Source organism: Oceanisphaera profunda, assembly GCF_002157895.1.
GTDB classification, from domain to species: domain Bacteria; phylum Pseudomonadota; class Gammaproteobacteria; order Enterobacterales; family Aeromonadaceae; genus Oceanimonas; species Oceanimonas profunda.
Genome location: NZ_CP021377.1, coordinates 579,648 through 598,209, shown reverse-complemented (window position 1 = coordinate 598,209; position 18,562 = coordinate 579,648). Strand labels below are relative to the sequence as shown.

Genomic DNA, 18,562 nt, shown 5'->3' with positions numbered 1-18,562 from the left:
GACTGTGTCTAAATGGTGTTATACAGAGCTAGCTACTAACGCTAGCCGTTTCCATCGCTAGGAGGAAATGATGTCTACTGATCTAACTGCATCTAATAATTCATCTGTTAACTCACGTTATATGGACACGCTGACCGTGGGTCAGCATGCTTATCTTTATTACAGCTTAGCAAAGCTTGAGCACGCTAACGCTATTTCTGAACTACCCAAGTCCCTAAAAGTACTGACCGAGAATTTGGTACGCAACTTAGATAGCGACACCGTCACCCCCCAAGATATTGAGGCCATGCATGAGTGGCTAAAAGACGCGCGCTCGACTCGGGAAATTGCCTTTCGCCCAGTGCGGGTGTTAATGCAAGACTTTACTGGCGTGCCAGCGGTGGTGGATTTGGCCGCGATGCGCGATGCGGTGCAACGGTTAGGCGGCAAAGCCGAGCAGGTGAATCCGCTGTCGGCGGTTGACTTGGTAATTGACCACTCGGTAATGGTGGATACCTTTGCCAGTGAGCAGGCTTTTGAGACTAACGTCGACATGGAAATGGCGCGTAATGGCGAGCGTTATGCCTTTTTACGCTGGGGCCAGCAAACCTTTGATAACTTTAAAGTGGTGCCACCGGGTACCGGTATTTGCCATCAGGTTAACCTCGAATACTTAGGCCAAACGGTCTGGCAGCAGCAAGTCGGCACAGATACGGTGGTGTGCCCAGACACCCTAGTGGGTACCGACTCACACACCACCATGATTAACGCTCTCGGCATACTGGGCTGGGGCGTGGGCGGCATTGAGGCGGAAGCGGCCATGCTGGGCCAGCCTATTTCTATGCTGATCCCAGAAGTGATGGGCTTTAAGCTCACCGGCCAATTACGCGAGGGCATTACCGCCACCGACTTAGTCTTAACGGTGGTAAAAATGCTGCGTGATCGCGGTGTTGTGGGCAAGTTTGTGGAGTTCTACGGTGATGGTTTGGCCACTCTGCCATTGGCAGATCGGGCCACCATCGCCAATATGGCGCCAGAATATGGCGCAACTTGTGGTTTCTTCCCAGTGGATGAAGAAACCCTGCGTTACTTAACGCTGACCGGTCGTAGCGCTGAACAAGTTGAGCTGGTTGAAGCTTACAGCAAGGCGCAAGGTTTATGGCGCCATGCAGGTGACGAACCCACATTCAGCGACACCATGAGTCTGGATATGAGCACGGTCACCGCCTGTTTAGCGGGCCCCAAACGCCCGCAAGACAGAGTCGAATTATCGCAAGTGCCGCAGGCGTTTAGTTTAAGCCGTGAGCTTAGGGTTGAGCCCAGCGCAGAGTCAAAGAAGCGCTTAGAAAACGAAGGCGGCCAAACCGCAGTGGCGGTCAAACAATCATTAACCAGCGCTCAATTTTGCATGAATGGCAATAACTATCAGCTGGAAGAGGGGGCAGTAGTGATTGCCGCCATTACCTCTTGTACTAACACCTCTAACCCGAGCGTGTTGATGGCAGCCGGTCTGCTAGCTAAAGCGGCGGTAGAAAAAGGCTTAACGCGCGCGCCTTGGGTGAAAACGTCATTAGCTCCAGGTTCTAAGGTGGTCACTGATTATTTAATTGCCGCCGGACTGATGCCGTATCTGGAGCAGCTCGGTTTCTACTTGGTCGGCTACGGCTGTACCACTTGTATTGGTAACTCAGGTCCCTTGCCAGATCCAATTGAAGAGGCCATTAAGAAAAACGATATGACGGTGGCCGCAGTATTATCGGGTAACCGTAACTTTGAAGGCCGTATTCATCCCTTGGTGAAGTCCAACTGGTTGGGCTCGCCGCCGTTAGTGGTCGCCTATGCGCTGGCGGGCAGCATGAATGTGGACATCACCACAGAGCCGCTGGGTAAAGATCCGCAAGGTCAGCCGATTTATTTGAAAGATATTTGGCCATCGCAACAAGCTATTGCCGATGCAGTGCAGTTAGTGACCAGTGACATGTTCCATAAAGAATATGCAGCGGTTTTTGAGGGTGATGAGCACTGGCGTGCCATTAAAGTGGAGCAAAGTGCCACCTTTAACTGGCAGTCAGACTCTAGCTATATTCAGCATCCGCCGTTTTTCCAAACCATGGAAAAAACGCCCGAATCAGTAGCCGACATTGAAGGGGCGAGATTACTGGCCATCCTCGGTGACTCTGTTACTACCGACCATATCTCACCGGCAGGCAGCATTAAGGCCGACAGTCCGGCGGGGCACTATCTGCAATCTTTAGGCATTGAAGAAAAAGACTTTAACTCCTACGGCTCACGCCGCGGTAACCACCAAGTCATGATGCGCGGCACCTTTGGCAATATTCGTATTCGTAACCTTATGCTAGAAAATGTGGAAGGCGGCGAAACGCGCCACTACCCCAGCAATGAGCAATGTTCGATTTATGATGCGGCCATGCGCTATCAAGACGAAGGCGTGCCTTTGGTGGTGGTCGCCGGTAAAGAATACGGCACTGGCTCCAGTCGAGATTGGGCAGCCAAAGGGACCTTGTTACTTGGGGTGCGGGCCGTAATTGCTGAATCTTATGAGCGCATTCACCGCTCTAACCTGATCGGCATGGGCGTGGTGCCGCTGGAATTTATCAGCGATACTGCAGAAAGCCTAGGCTTGAAAGGAGATGAGCTATTAAGCATCAAAGGCTTAAACGATTTAAACCCCGGCAAAACGTTAACTGTGGTGATTGAGAGTACCGATGGCAGTAGCCAAGAAGCCCAAGTGCGGTGTCGTATCGATACCAGCAATGAGCTGACCTACTACCAGCACGGCGGCATCTTGCACTACGTGATCAGGCATATGCTGGAATAACTAGCGATAAGTTTTAAGCTGTAAGCTAGAAATTAAACCCAAAACTAAATTAAAAGCACCGAACCTAAAGGCTCGGTGCTTTTTTGTTCTTTTTAGCTTTGCTCTGTCTTACCCCAACGTGGCTAAAATTATCTGAGCAGGTGAAAAATGGGCGTAGGCAAAATCGCCTGGCTGCCAAATTATGCTCTGATGGTTAGCTGTGGCTTGATTTTTGGCTGTCGTTTGCTCGCTATGGCGGGGCAGTTGGGCACACAAAGCTTCACCAATCTCTAATTGCAGCAGTACCTCATCAAACTCCTCGCCGACTAATACTTCGCTAATAATGCCTGCCAATACATTATCGCCTTTAGGGACTTGAAGGGGATCTTTGGTGAGGCTTATCCATGGTGCCTTAATCAGCGCTAACACTTCTTTCTCCGCCTCCAACCCTAAACGTGCACAGCTAGCGGCAGTGATATCGGCGTACAAATAAGTGTCGTCATGCAGGGTTAAACAGACTTTACCACTCAGGTCATTGAAATCCAGAGCACTGACTTTGGCAAAAAATTGATTGCGGGCACTGGTTTGTAAGGAAAATCGCGCTACTACCGACAACAAACTATCCAGCGAGGTGCTTTCATCTTGTAGCGCATTCACAGCCATGCGCTCTATCTGAGTGAGCAAACCGTAAATTTTTAATAATCGCTCGCCATATGGCGTTAGTGCTGCACCGCCACCGCCTTTGCCGCCGGTTTCGCTGCTCAGCACCGGATGCTCGGCTAGGGTGTTCATGTCTTTGATGGCGTCCCATGCGGACTTATAACTGATGCCTGCGGCCTTAGCGCCTTGGCTAATGGAGCCATGCTTTCGAATTTGCTCCAGTAAGCGAATGCGTCTGGGGTTCACAAACAGCTGTTGCTGGCTGTGCAGGCTCAATAATATTTCCAGATCCATGATCCATCCTTAAAAGAGACTCGCGCTATTGTGGCTAAGCGAAGGTGGTGCGGCAAATAATTCGCTTGGCCTTTCTCGTGAGTTGTTTTCGTTGTGTTTATAATTACATAACGATAAGGTGTAAACGATGTATATTATTTTATATAACCAATGGATGGAATAATAGATGAAAAGATCATCGGGTTTATCGTTATTAGTTATGGCGCTCGGTTGTTCAGTACTGTTGTCGGCAACCGTGTCAGCAGCTGAAATTCGTGTGGCCGTGGCCGCTAATTTTACTGACGTGATCAAGCAATTGGGTGCAGAGTTTGGCAAGCAAAGTGGTCATAAAGTGTCGGTATCCTCGGGGGCGACCGGTAAGCTGTATGCGCAGATTAAAAACGGTGCACCTTATGATGTTTTTCTAGCAGCAGATGAAGGGCGTCCTACGCTGTTGGATGAAGAAGGGGTGTCCATCGCCGATACGCGCTTCACTTATGCGCTGGGTACGCTAGTGCTGTGGAGTGCGGATGAAGCTCTACTTGATAAGGGACAATTTGCTAAAGGTCAGAGCGATAAAGCTCAGGACGTGCTAAAAAAACAAGCATTCAGCCATATTTCCATCGCTAACCCCAAGACGGCCCCTTATGGCCGCGCGGCACAGCAAACCTTAGAAAAATTAGGTTTTTGGGAACAGCTACAGCCAAAAATGGTACGCGGTGAGAACATAGGCCAAGCCTACCAGTATGTGTACAGCGAGAACGCGCAGCTAGGCTTTGTGGCCAAGTCACAAGTGTTTAAGGATGATGCTTTCACGGGTGGCTCTTATTGGGAAGTACCGATTGATATGTACGACCCTATAGTGCAGCAGGCGGTGTTATTAAAAGATAATGCTCCGGCGCGGGAGCTGCTTGATTATCTTCGCTCACCTGAAGCGGCGGCGGTGATCCAGTCTTACGGTTACAGCATTAGCGAATGATAAAGACTTGGGGTAACGTTCTTTACTCAAAGTGTCCGCACGTAGAGAATAATCGTTTGGTGGCCGACGCCGTAATGGCGTCGGCTTTATTTTTATATGTGTCAGCACTCGTTCGCTAAAAAGGAAGAAGGATGTCCTTGTCTCCAGATGACATCACCGCTTTGCTGGTCACCTTGCGCTTGGCCGGCATTACCGTGGTGGTGCTGCTTATTATTGGTATGCCACTGGCTTGGTGGTTGAGCCAAACTCAAAGTCGCTTTAAGACCGCCATCGAAGCCATGGTGGCCTTGCCGCTGGTATTGCCGCCGGTAGTGTTGGGTTTTTATTTGCTGCTGGCGCTGGGCCCTAATGGCATCTTTGGCAAGGCGTCCATCGCCTTAGGTGGCGGCACGCTGGCCTTTAGTTTTACCGGTCTGGTGATAGGCTCGGCTTTTTATTCATTGCCGTTTGTGGTGCAGCCGTTGCAGGGGGCCTTTACCAGCATTGGCCAGCGACCATTAGAGGTGGCGGCCACTTTGCGCGCCTCACCGCTGGACCGCTTTTTTACGGTGGTGGTGCCTTTAGCGCGTAATGGATTTTTAACCGCCATAGTGTTGGGTTTTGCCCATACCTTGGGGGAATTTGGCGTGGTATTGATGATAGGCGGCAATCTGCCGGGTGTGACCCAAGTGGTGTCCATCGCCATTTACGACCACGTAGAAACCCTGCAATACGGACAGGCGCATGTATTATCGGGCTTATTATTAGTGTTATCGTTTACCATTTTATTGGCGGTGTACGCGCTTAATCGACGTTTTGCGGTGGTGCGGATATGACCATTAAAGCCGCCTTTAAGGTGCAGCGGGCGCGCTTTACGCTGGACGTTAACTTTGAATTGCCAGCGCAGGGCGTGACCGCTTTATTTGGCCCCTCGGGTTGCGGTAAAACTACGCTGTTACGTGCCATGGCCGGCCTTGAGCGCTGTCCCGGGCACTTTTGGCTAGGCGAACAATGTTGGCAAGATCAACACTTATTTGTCCCAGTTCACAAACGCCGCTTGGGTTATGTGTTTCAAGAGGCGAGCTTATTTGCTCATTTATCGGTACAGCGCAATTTAGAATATGGCTGGCGGCGCTTGCCCCAGGCACTGCGGCGCGATGATAAAGAGCAAATTATCGACTGGCTGGGCTTAACGCCGTTATTAGCCCAAGGGGCCGCTGAATTATCCGGCGGTCAACGTCAGCGGGTTGCCATTGGCCGCGCCTTATTGAGTAGCCCAGAGTTGTTATTACTGGATGAGCCGCTGTCTGCATTGGATGGTAAAGCGAAACGCGAAATACTGCCTTTGTTAGAGCATTTGTCGGCTCAAGCAAAGGTGCCGATATTTTACGTAACCCATGCACCTGAAGAAGTGGAACGCTTAGCGGATCGGGTATTGCTGATGGAACAAGGTCAAATCAAGCATAACGACAGCTTACAGCAAGCGCTGGCTCGCCCTCACAGCCTGTTATACAAAGATGATGAAGTCGCGGGCATTATCAGTGGTCAATTGCGCCCAAGCCTGCCTGATGGTCGCGTACCTTTTGATTATGGGGCTGGTGATTCTGGGACGGGTGTTGATGAGGCAGATGTTGGTGAGTTAAGTGATGCTGGGGCGGGGCGGATCTGGCTGACTGGCCATGAGGGAGCTGTAATGGGTGCGGCGCGGCTGCGTATTTTAGCCAGTGATGTCAGCGTGGCGTTAGCGCCGGTGACCTGCATTTCTATCGTTAATCAGTTACCTGCTCAAGTGCTGAGTATGACTGACATGGGCCAAGGGCGGGTGCTGTTGCGCTTAAGCTTGAAAGGCGGCGAGCAAATACCGGCGCAGCTCTCTGCTTATTCTATTGCTCAGTTGGATCTTAAAATCGGCAGCAACTGTTACGCGCTAATCAAAGCAGCGGCGCTGTTAGTGTGAGTACGAATGGTAGAAACAGAGGGCGGTTGCTAAAAGTAGTTGTGCGCTAATAAATAGTTACGCACTAACGAAAAATTATGCATTCAAGAAGAGCTGCGCACTAAAGAGCGAGATACCGGGGCAAGCCCGGTATGACAATTACATAAACTCGGCATGGCGGCAGCAGGTTCGCTGCCACTTTATTAAGCAGTGTATTTCTTCACGCCATCGGGAATACCGATCACTAACACATCGGCGCCGCGCTGGGCGAACAGGCCATTGGTCACCACGCCGACGATGGCGTTAATCTGGGCTTCTAGCTCGCGGGGGTGGTAATGCTTAAATTTTGCACGTCGAGAATGTGGTTGCCGTTGTCAGTCACCACACCTTCACGATACACAGGTGTGCCGCCAAGCTTTGCCAGCTCGCGTGCCACATAAGCGCGCGCCATGGGGATCACTTCTACTGGCAGCGGAAACTTACCCATCACTTCTACGGTTTTAGTCTCATCGACGATGCAGACAAAGCGCTTGGCCACGGCAGCCACGATTTTTTCTCGCGTTAATGCCGCACCACCGCCTTTGATCATGGCCATGCTGGTATCGATTTCATCGGCACCGTCTACATAGACGTCAAATTCGCTGATGTCGTTGAGATCAAATACTTCAATGCCCAGCTCTTTCAGTCTAATCGTTGAGGCTTCTGAGCTAGAAACGGCGCCCTTGATTTGATCTTTGATAGAGCCGAGCGCATCAATAAAGTGGTTTACGGTAGAGCCAGTACCCACACCCACGATACTGCCAGGCGTCACGTAATCCAGCGCAGCCCAGGCGGCGGCTTTTTTCATTTCATCTTGTGTCATTAATTGGCTTCTTATTAAATTAAAACTAGCGCCCAGCACAATGCCTATGGCACTCGAGTGATAAATATGAGGGGCATATGATAGCAAACCCAGATTGGCTTGCCTCGTGCTTTTAATACAGAATGCGCCAGCTCGCTCCAAAAAGGGGCTGCCTTTATCCTGAACTCGTTTCAGGGGCTCGCTCTAATTATTTAAAGGCTAAAACTTTTTGCCACACTTCTTTGTAACGAGAGGCACGGAAGAACACGAAAAATAGTGATCAGATCTGAAAGTAAAAGGCAGCCCAGAGCGAAATTAAAAGTGGCGTCAATATTCATAGGTTGTACGGATGAGGCCGCTTTTACGCAGTAAAACAAAAATTTAGAATGGTATAAACACCACGAACCAAGGCTGCAGGATACTGGGTGTCTTAACGCCAGCGAAAATGTTGAGTCGGCGTGAGTAGCTCTGGCAAAGGCACATCCCAACTGGCAATGGGCAAGGCGGTCACTTGTTGGCAGTCGTGAGCTAACCCCACAGGCTGGGGGCCTAAATTGGCAGTGTGACTGAGCGTGCGGTCATAAAAGCCACCACCCATGCCCAAGCGATTACCCTGAGCATCGAAGGCAACCAAGGGCGTATAGATAATATCTAACTGCGGCTTGGGCACTATTAAGCGAATATCTAGCTTAGGCTCAAGGATACCTAAGATATTAACCTGCATGGGGGTGTCGGGCTGAAAGCGGAGAAATAACAAATGCCCCGGGCAAAACGGGTGCAGCACCGGCAAGCACACTTGGCAACCTTGCGCCCAATACCAGTTAATTAATGGCAAGGGATCCAGCTCACCGTCATTGGCCAAATATAGGGCCACCGCCTTGGCCTGCGCTAAGTGCTGTGTGTTGGCCACTTGCTGAACTAGCTGATGAGCAGCGCTGGTTTGCTCGGCCTGAGTTAACTGGCGTCGAGTGTGGCGTATGGCTTGGCGAATTTGGTGTCTCTCAGTCACGTATCAATCCCTTACCGGTATTTATCAGGCCTTTACAGGTTAAGGCTTAGACTTACCCCAAGGGCCAGTAATAAGTTCCACATAGAGCGCTTCCACCTCGGCACGTGCCCAAGGGGTACGGCGCAAGAAGGTGAGGCTGGATTTAATGCTGGGATCACTTTTAAAACAGTTGATATTGACGCGGCGCGCCAATTCTTGCCAGCCTAAACGTTCGACCAGTTCAGTGACGATGGTTTTGAGAGTGAGGCCGTGCAGAGGGTTATTGAGTTGTTCAGTCATGCATGAATAACCTGTTATTGAAGTCTAAGAAAACGTGCTGATTGTAACAGGATTTACAGAGGAGGGAGGCCAGAGCTGACTTAAATTATAGAAAGTCAGTGGCTAAATTTAGGATCCCCAAGGTGCCGTTGCGGGTGTGAGTCCTTGAACCGAGAGGTTCAAGGCGGAACTCCGGTATCTACCGCAGGCTTCTCGGTCGGGCCGAGCATGCACAATAGTAAACAACACGGCTTTCCTTTGCTGTTAATATCGGCTCAGGGACGTCACCCTACTGACAAACACCCCAGGGAAAGCGAAACTTTTTACTAATCTAGGGACAGAATACCAGCATTAAAATCTGATTTCGACCCTAGGGAAACAATTTTATTTACCTTTGATCTTAGCCTACTTTGTGGTGGTGTTAACCCACTTTGTTGGCCAAGGCTTCTTCGATAGTATGCTGCAGCATCTTAATGCGCTTGTCCATGGCGTCAGCATATTGGTAGTTTTTATCTTTCTCAAGCTCCAGCTCATGGCTGATATTTAAAGCCAGCATAATGGCGATTTGCTCGTTAGAGCCCGCCTTGCCGCTTTGCTTAAAATTACGAATCCGCTCATTAAGCGTCTCCGCTGCCCGCTGCAATGCAACTTCTTGCCCAGCAGGACAAGCAACCTTATAAGGTCGCCCCAGAATAACAATATCTATTGCCGCTGTGGTCATGTAATCCTCAGATGGCTATTTGCAGAAGGCGATGAAATTCTGGCGACTATATAGCGCCACACCATAAGTTTCAAGTGGTGACTGGCTTGAGTGGGATCAGAATGCTAGGATCTGGACCAATATTCCCCACATTTTCACCAATTGAGTAAATGATGAACGACAAAGCCCGACTCAACTACGACGCTTTCACCCGCCTTTTAGAGCATCACAACATGGTGGTGACCGCCGCCGAAGTCCATGGCGTTGTTTGTGGCTTAATTTGCGGTGGCCTTGCGCAAAACGACATTCGTTGGCAGCAGCACTTCAATGGCCTACTCAACGATGACTTTGCGCTGCCAAGTGAAGTGCAAAAAGCCGTTAATTTACTGTTTTCTCGTGTTGCTGACGAGCTGCTTAATCAAACTAGTTTTGAGTTGCTACTGCCCTGCGATGAAGAGTCACTCGATGAGCGCCTTGATGCCATGATGGAATGGTCTGCGGCTTTCTTAGCTGGCTTTGGCGTAGTGCAGCAAGAACTAAATAAGGCCTCGGAAGAACTACAGGAAATGATCCAAGACATTAGTAGCATTACTCAAGTCTCCAGCGACTTTGACCAAGAAGACGAAGAAAGCGAAACCGCGTTTGTGGTGCTGTACGAACATTTAAAGCTGGGCGCTATCCTCGCCTTTGAAGAGTTTGGCAATGGCCATTCTCAAACGAAGCGACCAACAATCCATTAAGCAATGACTAAGCAAGCATTCGCTCACCAACCCTTCACTCATTAACCATAGTCTAGCCTAATGACTCATTATGATGTGGTAATTAATGGCGGCGGTATGGCCGGTGCCGTATTGGCGTTAGGGTTAAGCTCGCTTAGCCGAGCCGGTGGCCAGCCACTGCGTATCGCCGTGATTGAGCATGCCAGTCCGAGCCTCGATCACCATTCGGGTTTTGATGCCCGCAGCATTGCGCTGGCCGGTCACAGCCGAGAGCTATTAGAGCAATTAGGCTTGTGGTCGTTACTGGATGATTTGGCAACCCCTATCAATGCCATTCAAGTTACCGACCAAGGTCACTTGGGGCAATTGAACCTGAGCGCCACGGATTATCGGTTGCCTGCTTTAGGCTATGTGGTAGAGCTGCATCCGGTGGGCCTGCGTTTATATCAGCAGTTGCAACATAATCCGCATATCGACTTGTTGTGTCCCGCAAAAATCCACACCTGGTTACAGCACAGTAGTCAGGTGCAACTGACACTGCAAGATGGCCGAGTGCTCAGCACTCAGCTATTAGTGGGCGCCGATGGTAGCCATTCAGTCGTCGCCAGCCAGCTTAAGCTGGAGCGGCGCCAGTTTGATTACCAACAAAGTGCCATTATTGCCAATGTGCAAACCCAACTGCCTCATCAAGGTCGCGCCTTTGAGCGTTTTACGGCTCAAGGTCCGCTGGCTTTATTGCCGATGAGTGCAGGGCGCAGCTCACTGGTGTGGTGTGTGTCGCCGGCGCGTGCGGGCGAATTGATGAGCTTGGACGAACCGAGCTTTATGTTAGCCCTGCAGCAAGAGTTTGGTTATCGTCTAGGCAAAATTACCCGCAGCGGTCAGCGCAGTTGTTACCCGCTGCACCTTAATGAAGTGCGTCGTCCTTGGCATCATAGGGTGGTGCTGATTGGTAATGCGGCGCATTTATTACACCCCATTGCTGGGCAGGGTTTTAATCTTGGTTTGCGTGACGTAGCAGCCTTAATTGCCGCATTGAAACAAGAAGTGTCTCAGGGGGGACGGGTGAGCGACTTAGGAGCGCATGCTGTGCTCAGTGATTATGGCCAGTCGCGTTTGGCGGATCAAGCGGAGCTGGTGGGCATGACTTCGGCGTTGGCGTTATTGTTTTCAAATCGGGATCCCTTGTTAGCAACGGGGCGTAATCTGGGGCTGATGACCATCGCAGCCTGCACTTCTTTGAAAAGTAAATTGGCCTGGCGGGCCATGGGCAAGAGGTAACCGCATGCAAGCAACAGATGTGATCATTATTGGCGGTGGCATAGTGGGCTTAACGCAGGCCTTGGCCTTAGAGCACAGCGGCTTAAAGGTGGCGATAATAGAAAGCCAGCTGCCAGACGAGCAGTTGCCGGATATTCCAGAAAACCGCGTCAGTGCCATTAATTTGGCCTCACAAACATTGCTCACCCGTCTGCAAGCGTGGCCCAGTGATACCTGCCGCTTAGGCCCTTATACTGCAATGCAAGTGTGGGAAGCAGACACAGCGGCGCAGATTGAATTTTCTGCCGGTCTGATGCATCAACCTCATTTAGGGCACATTGTTGAAAACCGACTGTTGCAACTGAGCCTGCTGGCTCAAGTGCGTCGTAGCCCGCATATTGAGTTTTACGCCGCGCGTGCCAATACGGTGTCGGTGAGTGAGCAAGGTGCTTTTGTGTTGCTTGATAATGGAGTGCCCATTACGGGACGCTTACTAGTGGGAGCCGATGGCGCGCGCTCTTGGCTGCGCGACCAGTTACAGCCGGGCATGGTGGAGTGGGATTACGATCACCATGCATTAGTGGCCACATTGCAGACCACTGAGCCCCATCAACAAACCGCACGGCAAATCTTTCGTGGTAAGGATATTTTGGCGTTTTTACCCCTGGCCGATGCGCATCAGTGCTCCATTGTGTGGTCGTGCCCCCCGAGCAGGCGCGCGCGCGCGCGGCGTTATCAGACACCGACTTTAATCAGGCTGTCGCCCATGCCTTTGATTTTCGCTTAGGCCCTTGCCAAGTACTGGGCCCACGCATGGCGATCCCATTAACAGCCCGTTATAGCCAGCAGTTTTGTGGCCCACGTTGGGTGTTGATTGGTGATGCGGCGCATACGGTGCATCCATTAGCAGGGCAGGGGGTGAATTTAGGGTTACAAGATGCGGCGGCTTTGGCCCAAACCTTGACTGAGTTACAGCAACAAGGCCGCGACATAGGTGCGCACAGCGAGCTGAAAGCCTTTGAGCGCTGGCGTAAAGCCGAAGCCGTGACCTTATTAGCGGCGATGGAAGGGCTGAAGCGATTGTTTGGCAATGGCCATCCCTTATTACGGCGCTTGCGTGGCTTGGGGCTTAATCTAACGGACAAGTTGACTCCGCTTAAGCGACAGTTAGCCGCCCATGCGCTGGGCACCGGTGGTTTGCAGCCCCAGTTATCTCGCCCAGACGTTGTATTGTCAGAGCCTTCGGTAACACAGCGCCGCTAATGGCTTAACGCGGCAACCAAGGGCCCATATAATCTATAACTTACAGCCTATAACTAGCAGCCGATGACTGATAACCGATAATTCACATCGGCTGCTACAGCCACCTATTTGTCCTAAAGAATCGAGCCATTAACGGCACATTAAAAATTATCGTCTATTCTTTTCTCGTCAACAGACTCTAGTAATCAAAGCTAAATCAAGCCGGTGATTTACCATCGGTGCGGTTTTATCCACTTGGGCTGGCATATAGCCAAATATGATGCTGTTAAAGCGGTGATAAAACAGCAGAGACTCGCTTATTAAGCCTGCCCCAAGAAAAAGGAAGCGCAGTGATGACTCAGCACACAGCTTTGTATCCCCAACATTTGGCCGCCGGTGCCAAAATGGTGGACTTTCACGGTTGGGAAATGCCCATTCAATATGCCTCTCAGCTAGAAGAGCATCATACAGTGCGCACCAGCGCCGGCATGTTTGATGTTTCCCATATGACCATTATTGATATCACTGGCCACGAGGCCAAGCCGTTTTTACAACGACTGTTAGCCAACGATGTGGCGCGCATGACTGAGCCAGGCCGCGCGATCTACAGTGCTATGTTAAATGAACAGGGCGGTGTGCTTGACGACCTGATCACCTATTATTTTGCCGACGATTATTATCGTTTGATCGCAAACTCTGCCACTCGCGACCAAGACTTAGCTTGGATTAAACAACAAGCAGCAGGCTTTGACGTCGCGGTGAAAGCGCGCCCCGAGCTAGCCATGATAGCCGTGCAAGGGCCAGCGGCTAAGGCTCAAGCTGGTCAGGTATTTAACGCAGAACAAAACGCCGCTATTGCAGGGGCAAAGCCTTTTTATGGCGTACAAAGTGGTGACTTATTTATTGCCACCACCGGCTATACAGGTGAAGAAGGCTATGAAATTATTGTGCAGGATAGCCACGCCGCCGCGCTCTGGGATGCCTTGTTAGCGGTGGGCGTTAAACCTTGTGGCTTAGGGGCGCGAGATACGCTGCGCTTAGAAGCGGGCATGAACTTATATGGTCAAGATATGGACGAGTCTGTCACACCACTGGAAGCCAACATGGGCTGGACAGTGGCGTGGGAGCCAGTGGATCGTGAATTTATTGGCCGTGCCGCCATTACGGCGCAAAAAGTCGCCGCCCAGTATCCTAAGTTAGTGGGGCTGATGTTAAAAGAAAAGGGCGTATTGCGCACCGGTGCTGCGGTGCGTTTTGCAGATGAGACAGGGCAAATGCAAGAGGGCGTTATTACCTCCGGCAGTTTTTCTCCTACACTGGGCCACAGCATTGCGCTGGCGCGAGTCTCGGGATCCATTGGCCATGAAGCGCAAGTTGAAATGCGTAACAAATGGCAGCCGGTGGTAGTGGTCAAGCCGCCTTTTGTGCGGTTGGGTAAAGCGGTGGATACTATTTAGGGTCTGTTGACCTTTCGAGATGATCTTTGCAGCAATTTGTGGGGGCTTCATACAAGGCATTGCTTGTGCCATGGAGCATTCTCCATAAATAAGCGATAACGCCGTAGAAAGGCACCACAAATGCTGCCCTTCGGGTTCGGCTAAACGCGTTTTTCTCTTTGTTGAGTGGGAGTTTGCTTAGAACGACTAAGCTACACCCCACTCGCCGCGATAAAAATGCGTTTAACTCGAACAAAATTCAACCGCGAAAGGTCAACAGACCCTATTTAGATTAAGTTTGAACTGATGTACTTTAAAGCTATGTATTTTAAATCTAAGTGCTTTAAGCCTAATTACTTTAAGTATAAGTACCTGTATTAAGAGGAAGCAACAGATGAGCAATCTCCCCAGTGAACTGAAATATGCCCCTACCCACGAGTGGGTACGAGTAGAAGAAAATGGTGAAGTGGTGATCGGTATTTCTGAGCATGCCCAAGATTTATTGGGTGATATGGTGTTTGTTGAGTTACCTGAAGTAGGGCGCAACTTAGACGCCAGTGAAGAGTGCGCGGTGGTGGAGTCAGTAAAGGCCGCTTCCGATATTTATGCGCCGGTCAGTGGGGAAGTGATTGCCATCAATGAAGAGCTGGAAGACAGTCCAGAGCTGATTAACTCAGACCCTTACGGTGACGGCTGGCTGTTTCGCGTGAAGCTCACTGATGAGACTGACTTAGAAGAGTTACTCAGCGCCACCGATTATCAAAGCGCCATCGACGAAGAATAAGCATTAGCCTCCAGTTATGGGGGCTTTTTTTGGCTCAATGGCTGAGCATCTATAGTTATACCAATCTAAGTAAAGAAGTGGCCTGTTTAAGCTAATCACAAAGATAAGTGCCGACCTTGTAGTCCCACGCTTCAGCTGTGGGTCTTGCAAAGCAAGAAGGCTTTACACATTCCCGCTGAGACGAGACTAGCAGCTGAAGCGCTAGACTACAAAACACCGTCCAGCCTGACTTTAGGAGTTGTATTCACTAAGAGTGATAATACTGATCAGCTAGTTTTACAGAATGGTATTAGAGTGGGTTTATCCTGAGTGTAGATACTCTGTTGGGCGTCAAGATTTCGCGTTAGCTTTACGCCGCTTTGCGCTCTGTTGTGATGCGCTCTTACTCCGTCTTCCGAGCGTAGCGCGGCAATCCATGCTACCACGGCGCGGTACATAACTTTGGATTGCCGCGTCGTTGCACTCATCGCGATGACCAAGGTGAGGGTTGGGCTCAGGCCTTTTGTAGGGGCGAATTCATGCGACCGTTCTGGGCTTGATAACCCGATCCACACATTACTTGGCCGTACCCTGTCCGTGGTGTAGCCCATTTGTTGCAGTAAGAGTCTGAGACTCCCAGTCTTGATTAAACAGTCCAAAGGAAGGTAACGCTATGCAGCCGTCTTTGTTTGAACTTGAACAGCACAATGCTTTTATTCGCCGCCATATCGGACCCAGAGTGCAGGATGTTGCCGCTATGCTTGCTGCGGTGGGTGCCGCGTCGCTCGACGATTTAATCACCCAAACGCTGCCTAGCAACATCATTAATCAGCAGCCGTTAGGCATTGGCGACAGCCGTACCGAGGTGGAGGCGTTAGCGTATTTAAAGTCCTTAGCCCAGCAAAACCGAGTGTATAAAAGCTACATTGGCATGGGCTATCACGATACGCATGTGCCGCTAGTTATCCAGCGTAATGTGCTGGAAAACCCCGGCTGGTATACGGCTTATACGCCGTATCAACCAGAGATTGCCCAAGGGCGACTAGAGGCACTGCTTAATTTTCAGCAATTAACTCAAGACCTCACGGGCTTAGATTTAGCCAGCGCCTCCTTGCTTGATGAAGCCACGGCTGCGGCCGAAGCCATGGCCTTAGCCAAGCGGGTCAGTAAAAACAAAGCCTCGAATCTGTTTTTTATCGCCGCCGATGTGCATCCGCAAACCATAGATGTGGTGCAAGAGCGCGCCGCGCATTATGGTTTTGAAATCTTAGTGGCACCCATTGAGGCGGTATTGGAGCAGTCGGTATTTGGTGCCCTGTTTCAGTATCCTGCTACCAGTGGCGAAATCCAAAACCTCAGTCCGTTCATCAGCCATGTGCAAGCAAAGCAGGGCATTGCGTGTGTGGCAGCAGATATCTTATCGCTAGTGTTACTGACGCCACCCGGTGAGTTAGGGGCCGATGTAGTGCTGGGTAACGCCCAGCGCTTTGGGGTACCTATGGGCTACGGCGGGCCCCATGCGGCTTTTTTTGCTACTCGCGATCAGTACAAGCGTTCGTTACCGGGGCGCATTATTGGTGTGTCCAAAGACAGCCGAGGTAAACCGGCGCTGCGCATGGCGATGCAAACCCGTGAGCAACATATTCGCCGCGAAAAGGCCAATTCCAATATTTGTACCGCTCAAGTGTTGCTGGCCAATATGTCGAGCTTTTATGTGGTTTATCATGGCCCAAAAGGCCTAAAGCGCATTGCCGAGCGCGTACATAGATTGACCAGTATTTTAGCGCTGGGCTTAACGCAGCAGGGGCTCACCCTGAAACACGATACTTGGTTTGATACGCTGACCATATTAACGACCAAGGCTGAAAAAGACGCCATCATAGGGCGGGCCGAAGCCGCCGGCGTGAACTTGCGCACCGACTTAGACGCCGCACTTGGGGTATCGCTGTCAGAAACCACCCGCCGAGAAGAGGTGCAGCAGCTGTTTACGATTTTCTTAGGGGAAGGGCACGGGCTGGATATCAGTGAGCTAGATAGCCAAATATCGCTCAGCTCAAGCTCTGCTATCCCCGCGGAGCTGCAGCGCACTAGCGCAATTTTAAGTCATCCGGTGTTTAACCGTTATCATTCGGAAACCGAGATGCTGCGTTATATCCATCAGTTGGAAATGAAAGATCTGGCGCTCAACACCAGCATGATAGCGCTGGGCTCCTGCACCATGAAGCTTAATGCCACTGCTGAAATGGTGCCCATTGGTTGGCCTGAGCTTAATCAGTTACATCCGTTTGCGCCCTTAAATCAAACTCAGGGGTATCAGCAGATCTTGAGTGAGCTCAGTGAGTGGCTAGCAAACATCACCGGTTACGATGCAGTGTGCCTGCAACCTAACTCAGGCGCGCAAGGGGAATATGCAGGCCTATTAGCCATTAAGAAATACCATGCGTCTCAAGGCGAGACGCAGCGCGATATTTGCTTGATCCCAAGCTCGGCGCACGGCACTAACCCCGCGTCCGCGCAAATGGCTAGCATGAAAGTGATAGTGGTGGCCTGTGATAAACAAGGCAACGTGGACGTGAGCGATCTTAAAGCTAAGGCTGCTGAGGCGGGTGAGCAGTTATCTTGCATCATGATCACCTATCCCTCGACGCACGGCGTATATGAAGAAAACATTCGGGAGATTTGCGCGCTTATTCATCAGCATGGCGGCCAAGTGTATATGGATGGCGCCAATATGAACGCGCAAGTAGGCCTGACTTCACCGGGCTTTATTGGCGCCGATGTCTCGCACCTTAATCTGCACAAAACCTTTGCCATTCCTCATGGCGGCGGTGGTCCTGGCATGGGGCCGATTGGCGTTAAGGCGCATCTGGCGCCTTTTGTTGCTGGCCATACGCTGATAAAAACCACGGCCGAGAGTCGTGATAATGGCGCCGTGTCCGCAGCACCCTTTGGCTCGGCCAGCATCTTGACTATTAGTTGGATGTACATGGCCTTGCTCGGTGATGAGGGCCTAAAGCGCGCCTCACAAGTGGCCATTCTGAACGCCAATTACTTAATGACCTGCTTAGCCGAGGATTACTCTATTCTCTATACGGGGCGTAATAATAGAGTGGCCCACGAGTGCATAGTGGATGTGCGGCCCTTAAAAGGCAGCAGTGGTATTAGTGAGTTAGATATTGCCAAGCGCTTAAACGACTTTGGCTTTCATGCGCCGACCATGAGCTTTCCGGTGGCGGGCACCTTAATGATAGAGCCGACCGAGTCAGAGTCTAAAGCCGAGATTGATCGCTTTATTGCGGCCATGAAGCAGATCCGTCAAGAAATTCGCCTCGTTGAAACCGGGCATTGGACTTTGGCTGACAATCCCTTAGTGAATGCGCCGCATACCCAAGACGATGTACTGGTTGCCGACTGGCAGCACGCTTATAGTCGCGAGCAAGCCGCTTTTCCTACTCCAGAAGTACGGCGAGCCAAGTTTTGGCCAAGTGTTAATCGTATCGATGATGTGTATGGAGATCGCAATTTATTCTGCAGCTGTTTACCGTTAGACGCCTATCAATAATCAGCTTAAATAAGCCTAATACTTATCTTAGCGGCTCCCACGCTCGGGGGTATCTGGCTTACGGTCAGGCCAGTGACGCCCAGTTTGGGCGTGCTCTAGACTCTAAATCGGGTAATAAGCTTGGTGTCGATAGCCTTTTATGCTGCAA

The 18,562-nt window shown here is 50.8% G+C and carries 13 protein-coding genes, 1 other RNA gene and 2 pseudogenes; 10 read left to right on the top strand and 6 right to left on the bottom strand.

From position 1 onward, the window contains the following. Positions 1 to 67: 67 nt before the first annotated feature. Entirely contained in the window at positions 68 to 2,818 is a 2,751-nt protein-coding gene (gene acnA, locus CBP31_RS02645) for an aconitate hydratase AcnA (protein WP_322348431.1), read from the top strand. 108 nt (positions 2,819 to 2,926) lie between these two features. Here the strand turns inward: acnA and CBP31_RS02640 are convergent, their stop codons facing one another. Next, positions 2,927 to 3,751, bottom strand: coding sequence for a TOBE domain-containing protein (locus CBP31_RS02640; protein WP_087034750.1), 825 nt, complete (start codon positions 3,749 to 3,751; stop codon positions 2,927 to 2,929). Between the two features lie 166 nt (positions 3,752 to 3,917). On the opposite strand from CBP31_RS02640, the gene modA reads away from it, so the two are divergent. From modA to modC, 3 genes are all read left to right on the top strand, one after another. Then, positions 3,918 to 4,709: a molybdate ABC transporter substrate-binding protein gene (gene modA / locus CBP31_RS02635; RefSeq protein ID WP_087034749.1), complete on the top strand. Its 792-nt coding sequence runs from the start codon at positions 3,918 to 3,920 to the stop codon at positions 4,707 to 4,709. A gap of 137 nt (positions 4,710 to 4,846) precedes the next feature. Beyond that, on the top strand, positions 4,847 to 5,524 hold the full coding sequence (gene modB, locus CBP31_RS02630) for a molybdate ABC transporter permease subunit (RefSeq protein WP_227875188.1): 678 nt from the start codon (positions 4,847 to 4,849) through the stop codon (positions 5,522 to 5,524). Further along, positions 5,521 to 6,645, top strand: a complete 1,125-nt coding sequence (gene modC / locus CBP31_RS02625; protein ID WP_087034747.1) for a molybdenum ABC transporter ATP-binding protein — start codon at positions 5,521 to 5,523, stop codon at positions 6,643 to 6,645. Before modB ends, modC begins: the two co-directional genes overlap by 4 nt. A gap of 182 nt (positions 6,646 to 6,827) precedes the next feature. Here the strand turns inward: modC and rpiA are convergent. From rpiA to zapA, 5 genes and pseudogenes are all read right to left on the bottom strand, one after another. Next, a pseudogene (gene rpiA, locus CBP31_RS02620) lies at positions 6,828 to 7,486 on the bottom strand (ribose-5-phosphate isomerase RpiA). 409 nt (positions 7,487 to 7,895) lie between these two features. Beyond that, the gene (locus CBP31_RS02615) at positions 7,896 to 8,474 is read right to left on the bottom strand and encodes a 5-formyltetrahydrofolate cyclo-ligase (protein WP_087034746.1); all 579 of its coding nucleotides are present in this window, start codon (positions 8,472 to 8,474) and stop codon (positions 7,896 to 7,898) included. 39 nt (positions 8,475 to 8,513) lie between these two features. Further along, positions 8,514 to 8,753, bottom strand: coding sequence for a VF530 family protein (locus CBP31_RS02610; RefSeq protein ID WP_087034745.1), 240 nt, complete (start codon positions 8,751 to 8,753; stop codon positions 8,514 to 8,516). A 110-nt stretch (positions 8,754 to 8,863) separates the two neighbouring features. After that, positions 8,864 to 9,046: non-coding RNA, 6S RNA (gene ssrS, locus CBP31_RS02605), on the bottom strand. 107 nt (positions 9,047 to 9,153) lie between these two features. Next, positions 9,154 to 9,453: a cell division protein ZapA gene (zapA, locus tag CBP31_RS02600; RefSeq protein ID WP_087034744.1), complete on the bottom strand. Its 300-nt coding sequence runs from the start codon at positions 9,451 to 9,453 to the stop codon at positions 9,154 to 9,156. A 149-nt stretch (positions 9,454 to 9,602) separates the two neighbouring features. Here zapA and CBP31_RS02595 point away from each other — a divergent pair, with 149 nt between their 5' ends. The 6 genes and pseudogenes from CBP31_RS02595 to gcvP all read left to right on the top strand — a co-directional run bounded on the left by CBP31_RS02595 (position 9,603) and on the right by gcvP (position 18,414). Continuing rightward, entirely contained in the window at positions 9,603 to 10,172 is a 570-nt protein-coding gene (locus CBP31_RS02595) for a UPF0149 family protein (RefSeq protein ID WP_227875111.1), read from the top strand. Between the two features lie 60 nt (positions 10,173 to 10,232). Continuing rightward, positions 10,233 to 11,432, top strand: a complete 1,200-nt coding sequence (gene ubiH, locus CBP31_RS02590; RefSeq protein ID WP_087034742.1) for a 2-octaprenyl-6-methoxyphenyl hydroxylase — start codon at positions 10,233 to 10,235, stop codon at positions 11,430 to 11,432. A 4-nt stretch (positions 11,433 to 11,436) separates the two neighbouring features. Beyond that, positions 11,437 to 12,674, top strand: a pseudogene (locus CBP31_RS02585) (FAD-dependent monooxygenase). Positions 12,675 to 13,006: 332 nt separating this feature from the next. Beyond that, complete coding sequence (gcvT, locus tag CBP31_RS02580; protein ID WP_087034741.1) at positions 13,007 to 14,110, top strand: glycine cleavage system aminomethyltransferase GcvT; 1,104 nt, start codon at positions 13,007 to 13,009, stop codon at positions 14,108 to 14,110. Positions 14,111 to 14,483: 373 nt separating this feature from the next. Next, entirely contained in the window at positions 14,484 to 14,873 is a 390-nt protein-coding gene (gene gcvH, locus CBP31_RS02575) for a glycine cleavage system protein GcvH (protein ID WP_087034740.1), read from the top strand. 652 nt (positions 14,874 to 15,525) lie between these two features. Then, complete coding sequence (gene gcvP / locus CBP31_RS02570) at positions 15,526 to 18,414, top strand: aminomethyl-transferring glycine dehydrogenase (RefSeq protein ID WP_087034739.1); 2,889 nt, start codon at positions 15,526 to 15,528, stop codon at positions 18,412 to 18,414. Positions 18,415 to 18,562: the final 148 nt, after the last annotated feature.

Bases quoted from the DNA above. Each gene is read 5' to 3' on its own strand.
- CBP31_RS02640 (WP_087034750.1), bottom strand. From the start codon at position 3,751: ATGGATCTGGAAATATTATTGAGCCTGCACAGCCAGCAACAGCTGTTT.
- gcvT (WP_087034741.1), top strand. From the start codon at position 13,007: ATGACTCAGCACACAGCTTTGTATCCCCAACATTTGGCCGCCGGTGCC.
- gcvP (WP_087034739.1), top strand. From the start codon at position 15,526: ATGCAGCCGTCTTTGTTTGAACTTGAACAGCACAATGCTTTTATTCGC.
- ubiH (WP_087034742.1), top strand. From the start codon at position 10,233: ATGACTCATTATGATGTGGTAATTAATGGCGGCGGTATGGCCGGTGCC.
- CBP31_RS02595 (WP_227875111.1), top strand. From the start codon at position 9,603: ATGATGAACGACAAAGCCCGACTCAACTACGACGCTTTCACCCGCCTT.
- modC (WP_087034747.1), top strand. From the start codon at position 5,521: ATGACCATTAAAGCCGCCTTTAAGGTGCAGCGGGCGCGCTTTACGCTG.
- gcvH (WP_087034740.1), top strand. From the start codon at position 14,484: ATGAGCAATCTCCCCAGTGAACTGAAATATGCCCCTACCCACGAGTGG.
- zapA (WP_087034744.1), bottom strand. From the start codon at position 9,453: ATGACCACAGCGGCAATAGATATTGTTATTCTGGGGCGACCTTATAAG.
- acnA (WP_322348431.1), top strand. From the start codon at position 68: ATGATGTCTACTGATCTAACTGCATCTAATAATTCATCTGTTAACTCA.
- modA (WP_087034749.1), top strand. From the start codon at position 3,918: ATGAAAAGATCATCGGGTTTATCGTTATTAGTTATGGCGCTCGGTTGT.
- CBP31_RS02610 (WP_087034745.1), bottom strand. From the start codon at position 8,753: ATGACTGAACAACTCAATAACCCTCTGCACGGCCTCACTCTCAAAACC.